The sequence below is a fragment of the Paraglaciecola chathamensis S18K6 genome (assembly GCA_000314955.1).
Classification (GTDB): domain Bacteria; phylum Pseudomonadota; class Gammaproteobacteria; order Enterobacterales; family Alteromonadaceae; genus Paraglaciecola; species Paraglaciecola chathamensis.
The window spans coordinates 85,661-104,054 of sequence record BAEM01000053.1; the positions used below are offsets into that span (position 1 = coordinate 85,661).

17 protein-coding genes are annotated in these 18,394 nt (G+C 41.3%); 4 read left to right on the forward strand and 13 right to left on the reverse strand.

The features are described from left to right. Positions 1-180 precede the first annotated feature (180 nt). The 4 genes from GCHA_RS19055 to grpE form a co-directional block, all read right to left on the reverse strand. A complete protein-coding gene (locus GCHA_RS19055) occupies positions 181-648 on the reverse strand; it encodes a c-type cytochrome (protein ID WP_007991237.1) in 468 nt (155 codons plus the stop codon). A 317-nt stretch (positions 649-965) separates the two neighbouring features. Next, positions 966-2,105, reverse strand: a complete 1,140-nt coding sequence (gene dnaJ / locus GCHA_RS19060; protein ID WP_039992838.1) for a molecular chaperone DnaJ — start codon at positions 2,103-2,105, stop codon at positions 966-968. Positions 2,106-2,307: 202 nt separating this feature from the next. Beyond that, on the reverse strand, positions 2,308-4,230 hold the full coding sequence (gene dnaK, locus GCHA_RS19065; RefSeq protein WP_007991242.1) for a molecular chaperone DnaK: 1,923 nt from the start codon (positions 4,228-4,230) through the stop codon (positions 2,308-2,310). Between the two features lie 124 nt (positions 4,231-4,354). Further along, a complete protein-coding gene (gene grpE, locus GCHA_RS19070) occupies positions 4,355-4,969 on the reverse strand; it encodes a nucleotide exchange factor GrpE (protein WP_007991245.1) in 615 nt (204 codons plus the stop codon). A gap of 212 nt (positions 4,970-5,181) precedes the next feature. Between grpE and GCHA_RS19075 the strand changes: the two genes are divergently transcribed. From GCHA_RS19075 to GCHA_RS19085, 3 genes are all read left to right on the forward strand, one after another. Further along, a complete protein-coding gene (locus tag GCHA_RS19075) occupies positions 5,182-8,586 on the forward strand; it encodes a PAS domain-containing hybrid sensor histidine kinase/response regulator (RefSeq protein WP_007991248.1) in 3,405 nt (1,134 codons plus the stop codon). A gap of 492 nt (positions 8,587-9,078) precedes the next feature. Next, positions 9,079-9,327, forward strand: a complete 249-nt coding sequence (locus tag GCHA_RS19080) for a type II toxin-antitoxin system Phd/YefM family antitoxin (protein WP_007991252.1) — start codon at positions 9,079-9,081, stop codon at positions 9,325-9,327. After that, the gene (locus GCHA_RS19085; RefSeq protein WP_007991254.1) at positions 9,317-9,610 is read left to right on the forward strand and encodes a type II toxin-antitoxin system RelE family toxin; all 294 of its coding nucleotides are present in this window, start codon (positions 9,317-9,319) and stop codon (positions 9,608-9,610) included. The genes GCHA_RS19080 and GCHA_RS19085 overlap by 11 nt, the downstream gene beginning before the upstream one ends. Positions 9,611-9,729: 119 nt before the next feature. Here GCHA_RS19085 and GCHA_RS19090 read toward each other — a convergent pair whose 3' ends face one another. After that, the gene (locus GCHA_RS19090) at positions 9,730-10,314 is read right to left on the reverse strand and encodes an RDD family protein (RefSeq protein ID WP_007991256.1); all 585 of its coding nucleotides are present in this window, start codon (positions 10,312-10,314) and stop codon (positions 9,730-9,732) included. A 154-nt stretch (positions 10,315-10,468) separates the two neighbouring features. Between GCHA_RS19090 and GCHA_RS19095 the strand changes: the two genes are divergently transcribed. Continuing rightward, complete coding sequence (locus tag GCHA_RS19095; RefSeq protein WP_007991258.1) at positions 10,469-11,452, forward strand: hypothetical protein; 984 nt, start codon at positions 10,469-10,471, stop codon at positions 11,450-11,452. A 1,131-nt stretch (positions 11,453-12,583) separates the two neighbouring features. Here the strand turns inward: GCHA_RS19095 and GCHA_RS19105 are convergent. The 8 genes from GCHA_RS19105 to GCHA_RS23080 all read right to left on the reverse strand — a co-directional run bounded on the left by GCHA_RS19105 (position 12,584) and on the right by GCHA_RS23080 (position 18,336). Beyond that, positions 12,584-12,880 carry a hypothetical protein gene (locus tag GCHA_RS19105; RefSeq protein WP_039992841.1) on the reverse strand — a complete coding sequence of 99 codons (297 nt, stop codon included), beginning with the start codon at positions 12,878-12,880 and terminating at the stop codon, positions 12,584-12,586. A gap of 880 nt (positions 12,881-13,760) precedes the next feature. Beyond that, entirely contained in the window at positions 13,761-14,204 is a 444-nt protein-coding gene (locus GCHA_RS19115) for an AbiU2 domain-containing protein (protein WP_007991265.1), read from the reverse strand. A 125-nt stretch (positions 14,205-14,329) separates the two neighbouring features. Continuing rightward, entirely contained in the window at positions 14,330-14,650 is a 321-nt protein-coding gene (locus GCHA_RS19120; RefSeq protein WP_007991267.1) for a hypothetical protein, read from the reverse strand. Between the two features lie 536 nt (positions 14,651-15,186). Then, entirely contained in the window at positions 15,187-15,501 is a 315-nt protein-coding gene (locus GCHA_RS19130) for a hypothetical protein (protein WP_007991271.1), read from the reverse strand. Between the two features lie 137 nt (positions 15,502-15,638). Then, positions 15,639-15,905, reverse strand: coding sequence for a hypothetical protein (locus GCHA_RS19135; RefSeq protein ID WP_007991272.1), 267 nt, complete (start codon positions 15,903-15,905; stop codon positions 15,639-15,641). A 98-nt stretch (positions 15,906-16,003) separates the two neighbouring features. After that, positions 16,004-16,201, reverse strand: coding sequence for a hypothetical protein (locus GCHA_RS19140; RefSeq protein ID WP_007991274.1), 198 nt, complete (start codon positions 16,199-16,201; stop codon positions 16,004-16,006). A gap of 530 nt (positions 16,202-16,731) precedes the next feature. Beyond that, positions 16,732-17,823, reverse strand: a complete 1,092-nt coding sequence (locus GCHA_RS19150) for a PIN domain-containing protein (RefSeq protein WP_007991276.1) — start codon at positions 17,821-17,823, stop codon at positions 16,732-16,734. Between the two features lie 141 nt (positions 17,824-17,964). Then, positions 17,965-18,336 carry a hypothetical protein gene (locus tag GCHA_RS23080; protein WP_039992848.1) on the reverse strand — a complete coding sequence of 124 codons (372 nt, stop codon included), beginning with the start codon at positions 18,334-18,336 and terminating at the stop codon, positions 17,965-17,967. Positions 18,337-18,394: the final 58 nt, after the last annotated feature.

The window sequence follows — 18,394 nt, forward strand, 5'->3', positions numbered from 1 at the left end:
AATTACTTAATTTTTTCAGATTATCTGCAAAACACCAGTAATTGGTTATTTATAGTGCAATCTCCACCGATTTGCGTCTTGCTATAGTGCGTTGATTGTCTGTTAATAGATACTATCTGCGAGCAGTTGAGCAATAAAAAAGGCGCCTAAGCGCCCTTTACTCTTCAAACTAGCAGCGCTTTATTCTGCTTTATAGCTGTCGTGACAACCTTTACAGCTTTTTAAAACATTGCCAATCGCGCCTTTATAAGCACTTTCTTCGCCGTTCATAGCCGCTGCTTTAAGGGTTTGAGACGCATCAGTTAACGCATCAACTTTCGTTGCGAAGTCAGCACGGTTTTTCCAAATTTTAGGTAATGCAGCGGTTTCAATATCAAATTTGGTGGTGTCTAACGCAAAGTAATCGTCCATCATTAATGACAATTGCTCTAGGCGAGTTGCATTCGTTTCTATGGTGTCTGCATCCATAGGAATAGCCCCTTTCGCCATCGCCCCAAGTGCGCCTACATTACTACGTACTAGTTGCAGTAAAGCCTGACGAAATTGTGCTGCGCTCTTGGCCTGCTTCTCCGATTGCGCTTCTTGTGCTGATACACCCGCAGTTAGCAAAACGGTACTGGCTATTGCACTTATTAGTAATTTTTTCATAGTCCCTCGCGTGATTGATGTTGTGGTTTATTCATAATGTTTTAGAACTACGTCTATGCCATTGACAGTGATAAAGCAATAAACCTGCCTGTTTGATACAACACTGTTTACGTTTATCTGTTGCTAGCCACATGCTGTTCCCTAGGTCTTTGAAATACAGCGTGTTAATACAATACAGGCAACTGAACTAGGCTACCAAAAAGCCAAGCTTACATACATCTAAATTTTGAGTTATGCCAAGTTCGAATGGTAGTTGTGTTTCAAAGTTACACAAAAAAGCCGCTTTTCAGCGGCTTCTTTTGATTTTCGACAGATGATTAGTTAGTTAAATCATCGAAAAACTTTTTAACACCATCAAAAAAACCACTTTCTTTCGGGCGGTTTTTGGCGGTGTCTTTACCTGTACCCATCGACTCTTCAAGCTCTTCAAGTAATTCTTTCTGGCGGCTATTCAAGTTAACCGGTGTTTCAATAACCACTTTACAGATCAAATCACCTACGCTACCACTACGAACCGATTTCACACCCTTATTACGCAGACGGAACATCTTGCCAGTCTGGGTTTCAGGTGTGACTTTAAGTTTTACTTTACCTTCTAAAGTAGGAACTTCAATTTCCCCACCGATAGCGGCACGTGTGAAACTAAGAGGCACTTCGCAATATAAATTATTGCCATCGCGCTCAAAGATTTTATGTTGTTTAACATGCACTTGCACATACAAATCACCTGCTGGTGCACCGTTCCCTCCTGCTTCGCCTTCATTTGAAAGACGAATACGATCACCGGTGTCTACGCCTGCTGGTACTTTAACTGACAAGGTCTTGGTTTTTTCAACACGTCCCTGACCATGACACTCACGGCAAGGATCTGTGATGATTTTACCTTTGCCAGAACACGTTGGACACGCTTGCTGTACAGCAAAGAAGCCCTGACGCATCTGTACCTGGCCTTGTCCATGACATGTAGTACAGGTCTTAACACTTGAGCCTTTTTTGGCACCAGAGCCGTCACAGGTTTCACACTCAGCTAAAGTTGGTACACGTATTTCAACGCTTTTACCACGTACAGCCTCTTCTAAACTAAGTTCAAGGTTATAACGTAAGTCTGAACCGCGGGCTGCACGAGATTGACGACCGCCACCACGGCCACCGCCGAAAATATCACCAAATACATCACCAAAAATGTCGCCAAAATCACCAGCGCCATGACCTCCGCCATGTCCACGATTCGGGTCAACGCCTGCGTGGCCATACTGGTCATACGCCGCACGTTTCTGCGAGTCGGTTAGAATTTCATAGGCTTCTTGAACCTCTTTGAATTTCTCTTCCATAGCTTTGTCACCCTGGGTTCTATCCGGGTGATATTTCATGGCAAGGCGTTTGTAAGCCTTTTTTATATCGCGCTCGGACGCCGACTTATCGACTCCCAACACTTCATAATAATCTCGCTTCGACATATAGCTTGTTTATCCTGATATTTGTGGTCAATGATGCTGACCACCTATTCTTCTCTTACAATCTCACTACCTTTAGTCTTAGGCACAATGACCTAGACCATACCAGGTTTTGAAACAAACGCGGGCGCTATGAAAAAAACTCCATGCGCCCGAGCTTGCCCTTACGCCATCAAGACGCTCGGGCTGATGTAGTCAACAAAAATTATTTTTTGTCGTCTTTTACTTCTTCAAACTCGGCATCAACAACGTCGTCGTCTTGCTTAGCAGAAGCGTCTTCTGGTTGACCTTCAGCACCACCGGCTGCAGCCTGTTGTGCTTGTGCCACTTCCATCAACTTCGCAGAGGCTTGAATGAGCTCTTGCGTTTTGGCTTCAATAGCTTCTTTCTCACCAGCTTTAACCGCTTCTTCTAATGCGACAACAGCAGCTTCGATTTCCGCTTTATCTTCATCAGATAGCGCGTCACCGGCTTCTTCTACTTGCTTACGCGTACCGTGAATTAGGCCGTCAGCTTGGTTACGTGCTTGAACCATTTCTTCGAACTGCTTATCAGCTTCTTTGTTCGCTTCTGCGTCTTGTACCATTTTTTCGACTTCGTCATCACTCAAGCCAGAAGAAGCTTTAATAGTGATTTTTTGCTCTTTGTTGGTGTCTTTATCTTTAGCAGATACATGTAAGATACCATCAGCATCGATGTCGAACGTCACCTCAATTTGAGGAGCACCGCGCTGTGCAGGACGAATACCTTCAAGGTTAAATTGACCAAGAGACTTGTTACCTGCAGCTTGCTTACGCTCACCTTGAAGTACATGTACTGTTACCGCTGACTGGTTGTCTTCAGCTGTTGAGAAGGTTTGAGACTTCTTAGTAGGTACAGTCGTGTTCTTCTCGATCAAGGCAGTCATAACGCCGCCCATTGTTTCGATACCTAATGACAAAGGCGTCACGTCAAGTAGCAATACATCTTTAACGTCACCAGACAATACACCGCCTTGAATCGCTGCACCAACGGCAACTGCTTCATCAGGGTTTACGTCTTTTCTTGGCTCTTTGCCAAAGAATTCAGTTACGTATTTTTGTACTAGCGGCATACGCGTTTGACCACCAACAAGAATAATATCGTTGATATCACCTACTGATAAGTCAGCATCTGCAAGCGCTTGTTTTAGTGGCTCAAGGGTCGCTTTAACCATTTTCTCAACAAGTGATTCAAGTTTTGCACGAGTAAGCTTGATGGTTAAGTGCTTAGGACCAGACGCATCAGCTGTAATGTACGGCAAGTTCACTTCAGTTTGCTGAGCTGAAGACAATTCAATCTTCGCTTTTTCGCCCGCTTCTTTAAGACGTTGCATCGCTAATGGATCTTTGCGTAAATCCATGCCTGAATCTTTCTTGAATTCTTCTACCAAGTAGTTGATAACTTGGTTATCGAAATCTTCACCACCAAGGTGCGTGTCACCATTGGTCGCAAGTACTTCAAAGGTATGCTCGCCGTCAGCTTCATCGATTTCAATGATAGAGATATCAAACGTACCACCACCTAAATCGTATACCGCAACAACGCTATCACCTTTTTTCTTGTCCATGCCGTATGCAAGTGCAGCGGCAGTTGGCTCATTGATAATACGTTTTACTTCAAGACCAGCGATACGACCAGCATCTTTAGTTGCTTGACGCTGTGAATCGTTAAAGTATGCAGGTACGGTAATAACCGCTGCAGTTACTTCTTCACCAAGGTAATCTTCAGCTGTTTTCTTCATTTTTTTCAAAACTTCAGCTGAAATTTGCGGTGGCGCTAATTTTTCATCTTTTGCTTGAACCCAAGCATCGCCATTGTCGGCTTTGATGATGCTAAAAGGCATGATGTCAATATCACGCTGAACTTCTTTATCTTCAAAACGACGACCGATAAGACGTTTAATTGCGAACAACGTATTATTAGGGTTAGTAATCGCCTGACGTTTAGCCGGCTGACCAACCAATGTTTCGCCGTCTTGGCTGTATGCAATGATCGAGGGAGTTGTGCGATCGCCTTCAGCGTTTTCGATTACTTTTGCTTTTTCACCATCAAGTACAGCAACACATGAGTTAGTTGTACCCAAATCGATTCCAATGATTCTACCCATTAGTTTTTCTCCAAAAATTTGTTTAATAATGCCTGTACACTTTGTGGGGTTATTTCGTCAGTTTTCAATTAGCTGAATGAAAATATTCCCCATTTTGTGAATATTTTTTTTAATTGATTACGAGTTATGCTTGTGTATCGACACCGCCTTCAGGGGCGCGGGATACCATAACCATAGCTGGGCGTAATAGACGACCATTCAATTCGTAACCTTTTTGCATCACTGCCATGACTGTATTGGCTGGCAATTCTGCGTTTTCTTGCATCGACATAGCCTGATGCTGTTCTGGATTAAAAGATTCGCCCTGTGGATCGATAACTTTCATTCCGAATTTTTCAATGCTGCTAACGAATGATTTAAGAGTGATTTCTACCCCTTCAATCACAGGTTTAATCGCTTCATTTTCTTTGTCTGCTACTTGTAGAGCACGTTCTAAGTTGTCTGCTACAGGCAGTAGCTCAGAGGCAAATTTTTCAAGAGCAAATTTACGCGCCTTATCTACTTCGCCTTCAGCACGCTTACGCACATTATCGGCATCGGCGATGGCACGCATAACAGAGTCTTTTTGTGCAGCTAATGTGGCTTCTGATGCCGCTAATGCTGCTTCAAGCTCAAGAATGCGTGTTTGTTCAGCGCTTAACTCTTCAACCACCTCTTCCACTTCTTCAGCATGGGTTTCAGTGGCTTCTTCATTTATTGGCTGCGCCTCATCTTTTTGAGCTTGTTCTTCGTTACTCATCTCTTACTCCGTTCTTAGGTGTCACGTTAAAGCTAAATTCGATTGCAGCTATTAATGGGGTTGCTTTAAAGCTCTTCAAGGGTATTTTTTATTGTTTTAAAAAAATTGTGTCTAAATTTTGCGTCGCTGATGAACAAAAACGAGGTAAAAGACACTTTTACCTTTGCTTGCTTCAAGCTAAAGTACTGATATAAAAATAATATTAGGTGTCTATGTTTAGCGTTTTAAGCTTAATGGCGATTGTTGTTGGCTATCTACTGATTTTATTTTTGCTCGCGTTTTGGGGAGATAAGCGAGCAAAAGCCAATCAACAGCACCCTTATATCTACAGTCTTGCTCTAGGTGTGCACTGTACTTCTTGGGCATTTTTCGGCACGACTACACAGGCTGCACATTATGGGTGGGCATTTATTCCTACTTACATGGGTATAATCTGCGTATTTTTATTTGCTCATTCTATGCTGCGCCGCGTCGCTAATGTATGTCATCAACACAACATTAGCTCCCTCGCCGACTTTATTAGTTTACGTTACGACAAATCACACTTTCTCGCTGCCCTGGTGACGTTACTGTGCTTTATTGGCGTCGTGCCCTACATTGCACTGCAATTAGACGCCGTTACGGGTGGTATTCGGGTTGTGACGGGGGCTGATAATATATGGCCTAATAGTGTGGGCTTTTACGTGGCAATTCTAATGGCCTTGTTCGCGATATTATTTGGAACTCGGTCTTTAAACTTAACTGATAAACACCCAGGGCTGATGCTTACGGTCGCCTTTGAATCTATCGTTAAGCTGGTCGGTTTAATAATAGTGGGCCTGTTTGTTTGTTACAGTTTATTCGACGGTGTATTTGACTTATTAGGAAAAGCGCAATTAGACCCGAGAGCAAATCAAACGATTAGTGCTGATTCAGGCGTGTGGGTTTACGCGAGTCAAATGTTATTAGGCGTTTGCTCGATGTTTTGCCTGCCTCGGCAGTTTCATATCAACTTTATCGAAAACAACGGTGACAAAGAAATCACCACCGCCCGTTGGCTCTTTCCCCTTTATCTGCTGGGCATGACGCTGTTCGTTTTACCGATAGCGCTGGCTGGGCATATGCTATTTCCAGGTGGCAACATAAGCACAGACACCTATGCCCTAGCCCTCCCTGTGGCATCAGGAAATACCTGGATTACCATCATTGCCTTTATCGGTGGCTTGGCTGCCGCAACCAGCATGATCATAGTGGCGACGCTCGCCATGGGCATAATGATATCCAATAACATCGCGACACCGTTATGGTTAACACTGCAATTACGCACACAGCAGCGCCATCGCCTAAAGCCTGCCAGCATTTTGTTAATTAGACGAGCAACCGTGCTAGTGGTGCTCGGGGTCGCCTATTTTTATCACGTCAATATCAGCCAATCTACGTCTTTGGTGCAAAGCGGCGTCATTGCGATAGCCCTCTTGTCTCAGACATTCCCGATTCTTTTACTGGGTTTATACTGGAAACGTGGCACCACCTTAGCCGCGCAATTGGCCCTAGCAAGTGGCGCACTATGTTGGGTTTACTGGTTGTTATGGCCAAGCATTACAGCCAGCTATTATTTCAACGATACTCCGACCGATATACAACTGGCTCAGGGATTTGTGTATAGCTTAGGGGTAAATATTCTGTGTTTCGTGTTGGTGTCTCTTATTCAAAACAAACGTAGCAAACCATCAACGCAAGACCCTATCACCCACAATAGTCAACCCTTTGGTCATGCGGTAAAAGTCGCAAACTTACTCGCTATCACTGAAAAAGTGTGGGGCTCAGAACGACACCAAGCGCTACTCGACAAATTAAGCCCAGAACAACTTAGCGGTTATGCCAGCCCCAAGCTTTTAACGACGATTGAAAGTGAACTTGCAGGGCAAGTTGGCAGCGCCAGTGCGCGTATTTTACTGTCTGCTATCGGCGAGAAACGGGATGTAGAACTATCAGAATTAGTTGAGTTGGTCGAAGAAGCCAGTCAAACGTTTCAATTCAATCATGAGCTGTTGCAATCATCAGTAGAAAATATTCAGCAAGGCATAGTCGTACTCGACAGAGATCTTAATTTGCTGGCCTGGAATCAGCGTTATATTGAGCTTTTTAACTACCCGCGTGGCTTTGTTCAGGTTGGCATGTCGATTCACCAATTATTAGAGTTCAATGCCAAACGAGGACTATTTGGACATAACGCTATTACCGGGCAAAGCAATATTGAAATGGAGATTGAGAAGCGCGTTGCATTTATGCAATCAGGCAGTGCTTATAAATATGTACGCCACCAAGAAAACGGCCAAGTAATTGAATTAAATGGACGCCCCTTACCCGGAGGCGGCTTTGTAACAACGTACAGTGACATCACAGAATACATCAACATACAGCAACAACTAGAACAAGCAAAAACAGGCCTAGAAACGCGTGTGCAAGAACGCACTGAGCAACTACAAATAGCAAATATTAATCTTGAAAAAGCCCGCCGAGATGCAGAAAGCGCCAATGAAAGTAAAACCAAATTTTTGGCCGCTGCTGGGCATGACTTAATGCAACCGTTTAATGCCGCATCATTATTTGCAGCCATGCTAAAGCAAAAAGCGCCTGCAGGGGAAATGGCTGAAATGAGTGCCAACCTAGTTGACTCTCTAAGTAACGCCGAGTCGCTTTTATCGATGTTACTCGATATGACACGATTAGAGTCTGGTGTATTGAGCACGCATATACAAACCTTCCCCTTGGACAGTATATTACGACCCATGGTCACTGAGTTTTCTGTACTCGCACAGCAAAAAAGGTTACGCATAACCTATGTAAGTACCAGCATTTCAGTAAAGTCTGATCCTAAACTACTTAGGCGTATTATCCAGAATTTGCTCTCTAATGCGATTCGCTACACCCATGAAGGGCGTATTTTAGTCGGTGTTAAACGCCAAGCTGGCACGGCGCGGATCTGCGTTATCGATACAGGCGCAGGTATTGCGAAAGACAAACAGCAAGAAATATTTTTAGAATTTCACCAGCTAGACAACAACCCAAGCGCCCAAGGTTTAGGCTTAGGATTAACCATAGTCGAGCGCATTAGCGCACTGTTAAATCACCCTGTTACCCTGCACTCCACTTTAAACAAAGGCACTTCTTTTGAGATAACAGTCCCTATGGGGGCCAAGCAGATTGTTAAAGACAACACCATCAAAAAAGCAGGCAATGATGCAAGCTTACCGCTTAAACACAAACGTGTATTGATCGTCGACAATGAGCCACATATTCTCGATGCCTTGCACCGTTTATTGGTTGATTGGGGAGCAGATGTTGTTGCTGCCAAAAATACCCAAGATGCGTTAAACGCACTCAGCCAACCTATTGATTTAATGATCCTAGATTATCAGTTAGATAATGGTGAAACAGGAATAGATGTGGCTCGAGCAATTAGACAATCGCTTGCCACTGCCAGCAACGCAAACTTACCAGGGATTTTAAACTCCGCACGTCAAGATGAAGACATACGCCAGTTAGCCATTAACGAGCAAATGCATTATTTGCCTAAACCTCTTAAGCCACTCGCTTTGAAAAGGCTGATTAAACAACTACTTGCTGAAAAATAGTAGTTTATGCATTAGCACCCTTGAGCAGAGTAGCTAACGTTAACCACTGAGTTTGAAAAACACTTCTGCTACGCCGCAGGTGCGGAGCAAATGATGTATGCGTTCAAACGCCACACCCATCATCAACGGCTGCGAGGAATGACCAAAGCGAAAGCGTTGTTAAAGCGCGCATAAGACATTGTAACTAACACATCTAATGCATCTCTTGTAACGTAGGCGTTTGCCTGAAAATTGACCTTGCGCGCCGTTTTCTCCCTCAACGCTTAATATTCCAGTAAAAACCCCTAATCATTCAGATCAAAAGTACTTCGGCGCTTATTGATGGGTATTTTCCCCTAAGCAGAATAGTTTTTTATACGATTCTAAGGATGGCTGTCTCTGTTGGTATCTCTGTTAGTAGTCCCAGCGAACGTAGTGAGCGAGTTTATGCGCTTGTTAAACCGACAATGATAGCCTAAAATGACCTAATTAAAGACCTTTTAGGAGACCGTTATGGCGGCGAGAATTTTGGCAGAAGTTGCTGCAAGTATTACTGAACTAAAAGCAAACCCTATGAAAGTTGCGAGCAGTGCATATGGCGACCCTGTCGCTATATTGAATAGGAATGAACCCGCATTCTATTGTGTCCCGGCTGAGATTTACGAAAAAATGATGGATCGTTTGGAGGATCTGGAACTACTACAGCTTGTTAAAGAAAGGCAAGATGAAGAAAGCGTTTCGGTGAATTTGGATGACCTATAAATTAGAGTTTAAGAGAAGCGCCCTAAAAGAATGGAATAAGCTAGGTAGCACTTTGCAGCAGCAACTGAAAAAGAAGTTAGCAGAGAGATTAAAAACACCACACGTAGCCCCAGATAGAGTGTTAGGTGCCGATAATGTTTATAAAATAAAATTACGTCAATCAGGATATAGGTTGGTGTATCAGGTACTTGATGACGTAGTTGTAGTTACAGTGCTTGCAGTGGGAAAACGTGAGAGAAATGAGGCTTACAAGAAAGCATTAAAGAGACTTGATGCTGAATAAGGGTTTAACGCTTTGCCAAGGGGCAAATGCGAACGTTGTTGGGCAAAGCCCAGTGAGTATTTGTCCCGCCCGTTGTTTGGGCGAACTTAGGCAACTTGTTAAGTGCCTGTGTAAGATACCTACGTTTTAGCAATATAATCATGTAAACAACGTCTCTCTTTGCCAAAAATAAAAGCAGGGTTTACAAAGCCAACAAAAAATTGTCCTACTAAAGGTATGACTGAACATAAACTCATAGGTAGAATTCTCAACAGTAGTATTTTTTGAAGGCTAGCCTTACTTCCATCTAAATTTTCTATTCGTATAGACATCATGTTCTTACCGATCGTTTGTCCAAAGTGGTAGAGCAAATAACCTTGCAATATTAGAATCATTACTAGCCCGTAGACTAAAGCAACTACTGTGACTAACAAAGTTGGATCTTTTAAAGCTTCCATACCGAAATACATAAATAAAGGGATTGAAGCTATCATGTGAATAACAGCATCAATTAGTCCTGCCCACAGACGGTCTAGACGTGCAGCTTTTTCACCTACATTTCTTGATTCATCTAATTGTTGATGGTCTTCTATTCCTTTCTCTTTTTCTTGAATTAGAGCATCAATTTCTTTTGCTCTTTCTGGGTACATATCACGGTCAATCGACTTTACTGAAGAATAAAGGTCATTGAGAGAATACTGTGAAAAGTCAATTTTCGAATCCATGTATAGATTACTCCTTGGCACTTAACGAGGCTGTAGAAAAAGCCGGTTTTGATTATTCACAGAATAAAAAATAAAGACACCCATGATAATAATGGTCAATTTTCAGGGCTGAACTACACTTGATTTGTGTTTTATTCTGTCAGGTAGGTTATGTATGCCTCAACCTCGAAAAAGCCAAATTAGTTTAATCGATACCCCTTATTACCATTGTGTTTCCCGGTGTGTGCGGCGTTCTTTCTTGTGTAGGAAAGATAAATATTCTGGCCAGAGCTACGAGCACCGCCGAGGGTGGGTAGAAGAACGTTTGTCGTTTTTATCTACAGTATTTGCCATCGACATTTGTGCTTATGCGATTATGAATAATCACACGCATGTGGTGCTTTGTGTGGATAAAGCCTTGGCTGATAATTGGGATAGCGATGAAGTGTTGAGGCGCTATCACAAGCTGCACAGAGGCACATTGCTGACTCAGAAATTCATGAATGGCGATACGCTGAGCCAAGGAGAGCTAATCACGTTTGATGAGACCGTTGAAACCTATCGGCAACGTTTGTATGAAATAAGCTGGTTTATGCGTGACTTGAATGAGTATATTGCTCGCGAAGCCAATAAAGAAGACGGCTGCACTGGCCGTTTCTGGGAAGGACGATTTAAGTCGCAAGCACTACTAGATGAGAGCGCAGTGCTAGCGTGTATGGTCTATGTGGACTTGAATCCCATTCGTGCAAAAATGGAAAAAACACCAGAAACATCAAAGCACACCAGTATCAAAAAACGCATTCACGCCGCTAAAAACAAACAACCTCAACCGAGCGTTTTAACACCCTTTGTGGGCAATCCTCGTGAGAATATGCCCCAAGGTATCCCCTACTCCCTCAAAGACTATTGTGAGCTGGTAGATACAACAGGCCGCTGTATTCGTGATGATAAGGCAGGTCATATCGACAATACTCAAAGCTCAATTTTAGAACGACTCGGCTTAGATTCTGCTCAATGGTTAACCTTAACTACTGAGTTTGAGAAACACTTCTGCTACGCCGCAGGTGCCGAGCAAATGATGAATGCGTTCAAACGCCACACCCATCATCAACGGCTGCGAGGAATGACCAAAGCGAAAGCGTTGTTAAAACGTGCATAAGACATTGCAACTAACACATCTAATGCATCTCTTGTAACCTAGGCGTTTGCGTAAAAATTAACCTTGTGCGCCGTTTTCTCCCTCATCGCTTAATATTCCCGTAAAAATCCCCAATCATTCAGTTCAAAAGTACTTTGACGCTTATTGAGCAGGTATTTTCCCCTAAGCAGCAGAGTTTTTTATACGATTCTAAAGATAGCTGTCTTTGTTAGTATTATTGCAGAGTTTTTTATACGATTCTAAAGATGGCTGTCTTTGTTAGTACGCGCCGTTTTCTCCCTCAACGCTTAATATTCCAGTAAAAATCCCCAATCGTATAGATCAAAAGTACTTTGACGCTTATTGATGGGTATTTTCCCCTAAGCAGCAGAGTTTTTTATATGATTCTAAAGATGGCTGTCTCTGTTAGTCGGTGAAGCAAATAAGCTAAAATTTATAATTAACAGAAATAGAAATCCTAATGTTTTCAAATGAGTTCTCCAAAAAATATAACTTCCGCATAACGGGCAAAAATACGTAGGCTACAATACCAAGCGAAGCACAGGGAGCCTACGTATTTTTGTCCCTAGCGAGCGCAGCGAGTGTTAATGCTTTTGTTAGGTAACCTTACCCAAAAATAGCAGTGAAGCACAATGTGGAAAAGACCAATAACGAATGGTGAGTAGAATAAATAAACAACCAAAGGATGATAGCTCAGGTAAAGTGCTGATGTTGGGTCTAGTGTTCCAAGATAAATGACTGTTGCCAAAGACAACACGCCTGCAAGGAGAAAAATCAATCGTTTAAGAAACGAAATATGAAGGCCCCAGCAGAGAGACGTAAGAGCAATAAAGCCCAGAACACCACCACTACTTAGCAGTATACAAGTAGTAGCTATAAGATAGTCGCCTTCGCTTATTGCAGCGAAACCCATAAGAAAAACAAATGCGGCTAGAAAAGTAAGTATAAGAGCAGGCAACCAAGCAAATATGGTTGTGAAGCCAATTATTAGTTCTCGGTAAAACATCCGTGGTTACCTAACTTTAAGCTAAGGGGCGCAGATACGTGGGGCATAATGGCGAAGCCGCCCCGCGTATCTGCGTCCCAGTGACCGGAGGGAGTGTACTTAAGCGTTTTGTTAGAAGTGCCATGCTACCAACCCTCCAAATGTGTACCAACTTCTTTACCTTTTTCGAGGTCATCCTTTGCCAGATAGCCAAACTTGTTATGCTCATTTCGCATGCTTAGCCTATGAAATGTAATGCAAAAAAGTAAATATACAAACCAGAAAAAGAACAATAACCCACTAAACAATATTGCTTTCTCTACTAAATCTAGGCCATCTCTAAAAAATACAATCGGAATTCCAATTAAGGCAACAAGCCACGAAATATGTAGAAAAGAAACTTTTGCAGCGGTCTTTAAAATAGTTGAGTTGTAATAAGACATTTGCAGATCCTTCTGGCACTTCTAACGTAGAGCTTTGCGGCAATTTTGTATCCGTGAAGCGGTGGAAAAATTGTCCGACAAAAGCGAATTGATAGAACTTAGCACATCGCTTCGATCCATGTTTTGAGGTGCTCTGGTGTATCCGACTCGAACTTACCAATTATCTCTGATGGTGGGATCGTCAGAGAACGCTTTTTAAATTTCATTTTCACAAGGACTTCGCTGCACTTTTGATTACCCAAGAAAATTACGTGCGAAAAATAAGCGAATTTCTCGTCTGCGCAGCAAATGCTGGTTTCAACGCGGACACGCTTAAAGACGCCAACGGGCTTCATGAGCTTGATTAGCTGGGATGCGTTTACGAAGCTAATTCCATCAGACCTCAAGCTCGATATAAGGCCGGTTTTTATTAGATAGTCCAACTGAGCTGATTCAGCTAGTTGGAAATATTTATCACTTTTCAACACGCTAATCCCGCAATCGAACGGAGTTATACGGAAGTGGCATGGCACGGTGGAAGATACGCCATATCGTTTGCCACTAAAAAATGCTGAGATTATGGTAATCAAGTTTCTTATCAGCCCGGACATAATTTTCCTATATGAGTTCTAACGCCTAATTAACAGGCAAAAAATTGTTGGCTAAAATTAGCGACGAAGGAGCAAAAGCCAACTGTTTTTTGTCCTTGTTTAATTTCTTGTTATATTGCAAATTTCTCAACACTATCGACAACATACTTAAAATCATCTTTCTGGTAAATTGAGAGCAACTCATAATGAACACCGTTGTAATGAGCTGTGTATTTATTAACAATAGTTTTTGATCTTAATATTAAAGCTTCAATATCATTTACAGTAAGCGGATATGTTTCCCAGAATGATTATCCTCTTGATACGAGCTTATTGGAAATATGAGCCACTTCATTATTTCTATGTTTTGTATATAGGGTATTTACTAACGAATCTTTTAGTGAAACCAAAGCAATATCTTGCTCTATTTCGCCCTCGACCAAAGGAACTCTGTTAAATTTATCCATCTCATTAGTCTCAAAGAACTCCTGTTTACAATGGTGTTTTTTGAATTCTTTAAGCCAACTATTAAGAGTTAAATTGTTATTGTTGGTTTGATCATATATTTTACAGAGTGAACACCTAGTCGCTTCAAGGTGTGCATTTAAAGTTAACGACCAGAAATTAGGTGATTTATTTATTCCTTTTTTATGCGAAGGAATTGATGCCTTTATTGAGCGATAAAGATCAAAATGCATGGCAGCAGCTTTTAATTCTTCAACCAGCCGCTCGGTTAAATTATCGAAATTTAGCACCAGACTTTCCTTGCAATGTAACACCCCACTAAGGGGCGATAACACATGGGCTAAAATTAGGAACGAAGTGACGCAGCCCATGCGTTAGCGTCCCAGCGAGCAGCGCGAGCGCCTTTAGTGTTTTGTTATATGGCAAACTCTTCGTTTGGTTCTTCTAGTTGTTCCACTTCTTCGAGCCCGCAAATACCATTACCACCGTCAAGATAACGCAGACCAAGATAAACTTGTTCTCCGATTTGTTCTGCCTGAATTACGACGGCAGGAGTTCGTTCTCCTGTTTCTTCATTAATCTGAATAACACATGTAGGTAATTTGGCATCCAGTACAAAACTACCCTCTGGTATATAGAAAACAGCTAAGCCGTTTTTTACATCCATTTCAGAGGCAACTCGCCCTGATATGTGAGGTAAGGTATTCCAATTGTCAGGTTTGAATGAGTCCCACATGTTTAACTTTCCATATAACGCCCCAAGCAGGGGATTTTATGAGCGTTGTTCAGCGAGTAAAATTCCTGCTGGCTTGGTTTGTTATGTTTGAAAGCTAAAAACATCCTACGTTCCAAAATGAACACTATCTGGGCACGTCGTATCAAAATTACTTGTTACTTTCGCGTTATTTGGTTGGTAGTAGATAATTTGGTTTTTGGACACTGACTCTATTTTGTAATTGTATTTTTTCAAAACTAAATACTGCTTATAACAAGTGGTGCCGAGAATCGTCAAGGCCAACTCATCTTCAGTAAGGTGCCCCCAAGTAGACATGATTTTCTGTGACTCAAAAAAGTCTAATTCTTGCTTTGTGAATCCCTTTTCGGTCGATTTACATGCGAGCAAGCTAAAAATTGTAATTGCCAATAATACAAGGGTTCTCATTGGTTTCCTTCTTAAACATAACGCTCCGTTAAGGGGCGCATAATGCGTGGTTATAATCGTGAGGAACGAACGTCAACCACGCGTTAGACGTCCATGCCTTAAACGGCTTGTTAGGTACAACTTGCCAATAATTGCTGTTGTAACTTTGTATTTTCACAACCAATAACTTCTAACCCGATAACTTTGTTTTTAGTTGAGTAAGTTAACATAACTGTATATTCAGCATTGCCTGTGGGAAACGTATCTTCGATTTCTTCGGAGTTATACCCCATAAACTCAATTGTAAATGCAGAGTCGTCCGAAGCAAATGAACTACAGGATAGAATTTCACATGTATCTAGTTGCTTAGCAAAATTCTTTTCACCTTCATCAATTAATGACGCTTTTACTTCGTTAAATAGATCAGCTAGCTCTTCCTTAAACACCAAATCCTCCGTTGTACCTAACGGCCCGCATAACGGGCAAAAATACGTAGGCTACAATACCAAGCGAAGCGCAGGGAGCCTACGTGTTTTTGTCCCTAGCGAGCGCAGCGAGTGTTAATGCGTTTGTTAGGTATACATTACTCACCGTACTCTGATAAGTACAGCTTGATACCTAGACGCCCCATTATAGACATTGCTTCTGGTGACAATATTGCCCCGCCACCACATGCATTCTCTCTTACAGTAAAACCAAGATCTGCTATGTACTTTGCTGGTGCAAGATTGAGAGGATTTGTGAGAAGCCAGAATTCTAGTGCTTCTATCTGAGATGGTAATTCCCAATCACCTTCTGCAAGGTGAGCTAATTTTTCACCTGAACCATCTACTTTGACATAAATTGGCACTGAACCTTCCTTGTATACCTAACGCTTAACATATGGGGATTTTAGGAGCGCTTTTTCAGCGAGTAAAATTCCCACCATGATGTTTTTGTTAGGTGCACTCACTGCGCAAAACCAATAATTTGAAGTACATTGATTATGATGAGCAACACACCAATTATTATTAAAGCATTTGGTGAAACCATTGTTTTCTGATTAGTTAAGTTAGATTTTAACGCTTTACCACGCATAACCAAATAGCCACCCAAACAGACCAAAATAAGATTAATTACGACACCAGCTAAAAAGTGAGAATCCATTAAAAGTTAATCCTTAGCAAATAATTATGAGAGTATTTTGTTAAATTAATCCAACTGCTAACTGCATTGCACCTAACGCTTAACATATGGGGATTTTAGGAGCGCTTTTTCAGCGAGTAAAATTCCCACCATGATGTTTTTGTTATGTTTTCTTGTTGCACTTAGGACAAACATTTGGTGTTTCTGTAAACCCTATATTATTAATACCAATTGCGATTTTGTGACCACAATGATTACATTTTTGATAACTTGAAAATGCATAAATTATCATGGCTAAAATTGGTCCAATACCAAACCACAAAATACTAAATATAATTCTACCGTTACTAGCCTGGATTATCACATTACCTGCAACAAACCCACCGACCAAAACGATGCCCATCACGAATCGCCAAAATGTAGCCCTTTGATAAATGCTAAACATGCTTACCTGAAAACATAACGCCGCAATAAGCGGATTAAAATTGTGGGTTATACTGTGTAGCGAAGCGAAACGTAACCCACTGTTTTAGTTCAGTTTAATTGCCTTGTTAGCTCTTTGCGGATATTTGCTCAATGGTCAAACTTGAACCCAGCTCAGATTCTGTATCATATTCTAAACTTGCATCTATATATAAGCGGAAGATAAATGATAGTTTCACAACATCGCCATCTATTTCAATGTTATATATTGATTTAATCGATTCTATTTCATCTACATGTTGCTTGAATTCTATTAAATCAATTGTTACGACCAAATCAACTCTGCGCATCTCGTAGAAGCAACTAATATAAACACTTTTCTCTGGAAGGCGGCTAACGTAATGAACTTCATGATCTTCTACCCCCTCAAAAATATCAGGAACAATCTCTATTACATCAGTTAACTTATCAGAAAACACCTGTGTACCTAATAAATCGCTAATATCATTGTTTTTCATATTTTTAAGATAACTTTCTGTTTCTTCAATCAGAAAATCTTCTAAGTCATCAAGTATTTCTTCACGATTAAAGGCGTGTTCAATTTTATCAACATTCTCTTTTATAAAATCGAAAATATTTAAGTACGGCTTGACTGTTGCCGTAATGCCAGTTTCGTCAATGTCTTTTTGCAAATCGTCATTAAAAGATAGAAGCTTATTTTTCTTTTCAAAGAAATCATGCTTATTGTTTGTAATGAATGCAATTTCACCTTCAACATTATGTGCTTTCAAATAACGTAAAAATGAAAGCCAGATCAAAGTGTCTCGGTAACCTTTCTCTTCACCAGTAAATGGTTTTACTAATTTCAACGCTCTTTCAACAACTTGTCTATGTGGCACCTCATCGTATGAAATATTTTCAATACAATTAACCTTGTTTTTTAATATCGATTGAACGTCATACCGAGCTATCCCCAAGCTTTCAATCGAAAAATCGACATCTCGCTTGTTGAGCTTATTAACTCTGTTAATCAACCTATCAATCTCAGTTGTTGTTTCTACCAACTCTCGCTCACGAATATTATTCACTTCCTGAGCGACTAAATTTGATAATAAAAGGTCAAATTCTTCATTATTTAAATAATGAAACAATAGTTTGAAATTTGCATTATCGACGAACCAGTTGTTGTACAATGCATTTGTGTCTAGAAAAACTTTCATGAACATCTTCTTTGAGTAAGCTACGAATAAAGTAGAGAGAGCTAACTTTCCAATAACGGGCGCAGACATGTGGGGCATAATGGCGAAGCCGCCCCGCGTGTATGCGTCCCAGCGAACGTAGTGAGTGAGTTTATTGGCTTGTTAGCTGACATTGCCAATAACTACCACCGATTCTTGGTTGATAATGAACTGATATCCAAAAGCTAAGATAATTGCAAATATACTAAGAATATTTAGATAAAATGACATTTGCTTATAGCTTTTTTCATTGTCTCTTTTGTCGTAGTGGTCAATTACGGTTAACGCCGCGTTTATAGCACTGGAGACTAATGCTACGCAGAAAAATAGTAACGGCATGCCAGTTAATTCAACAGAACCAGAGCCTCTTACGCCAGGGTAGACCAATACATCGTTAATGCCAGCGTAGAAACATATACCGATTAAAAAAAGAGCCCAAATGATATTAAAAATTCGTGTCGAATTAGGGATTTTGTTCGGAGAGTAATCTTCCATGAATCCTCTTGGCAGCTAACTTTTAAATAAGGGGCGCAGGCACGTAGGGCATAATGGC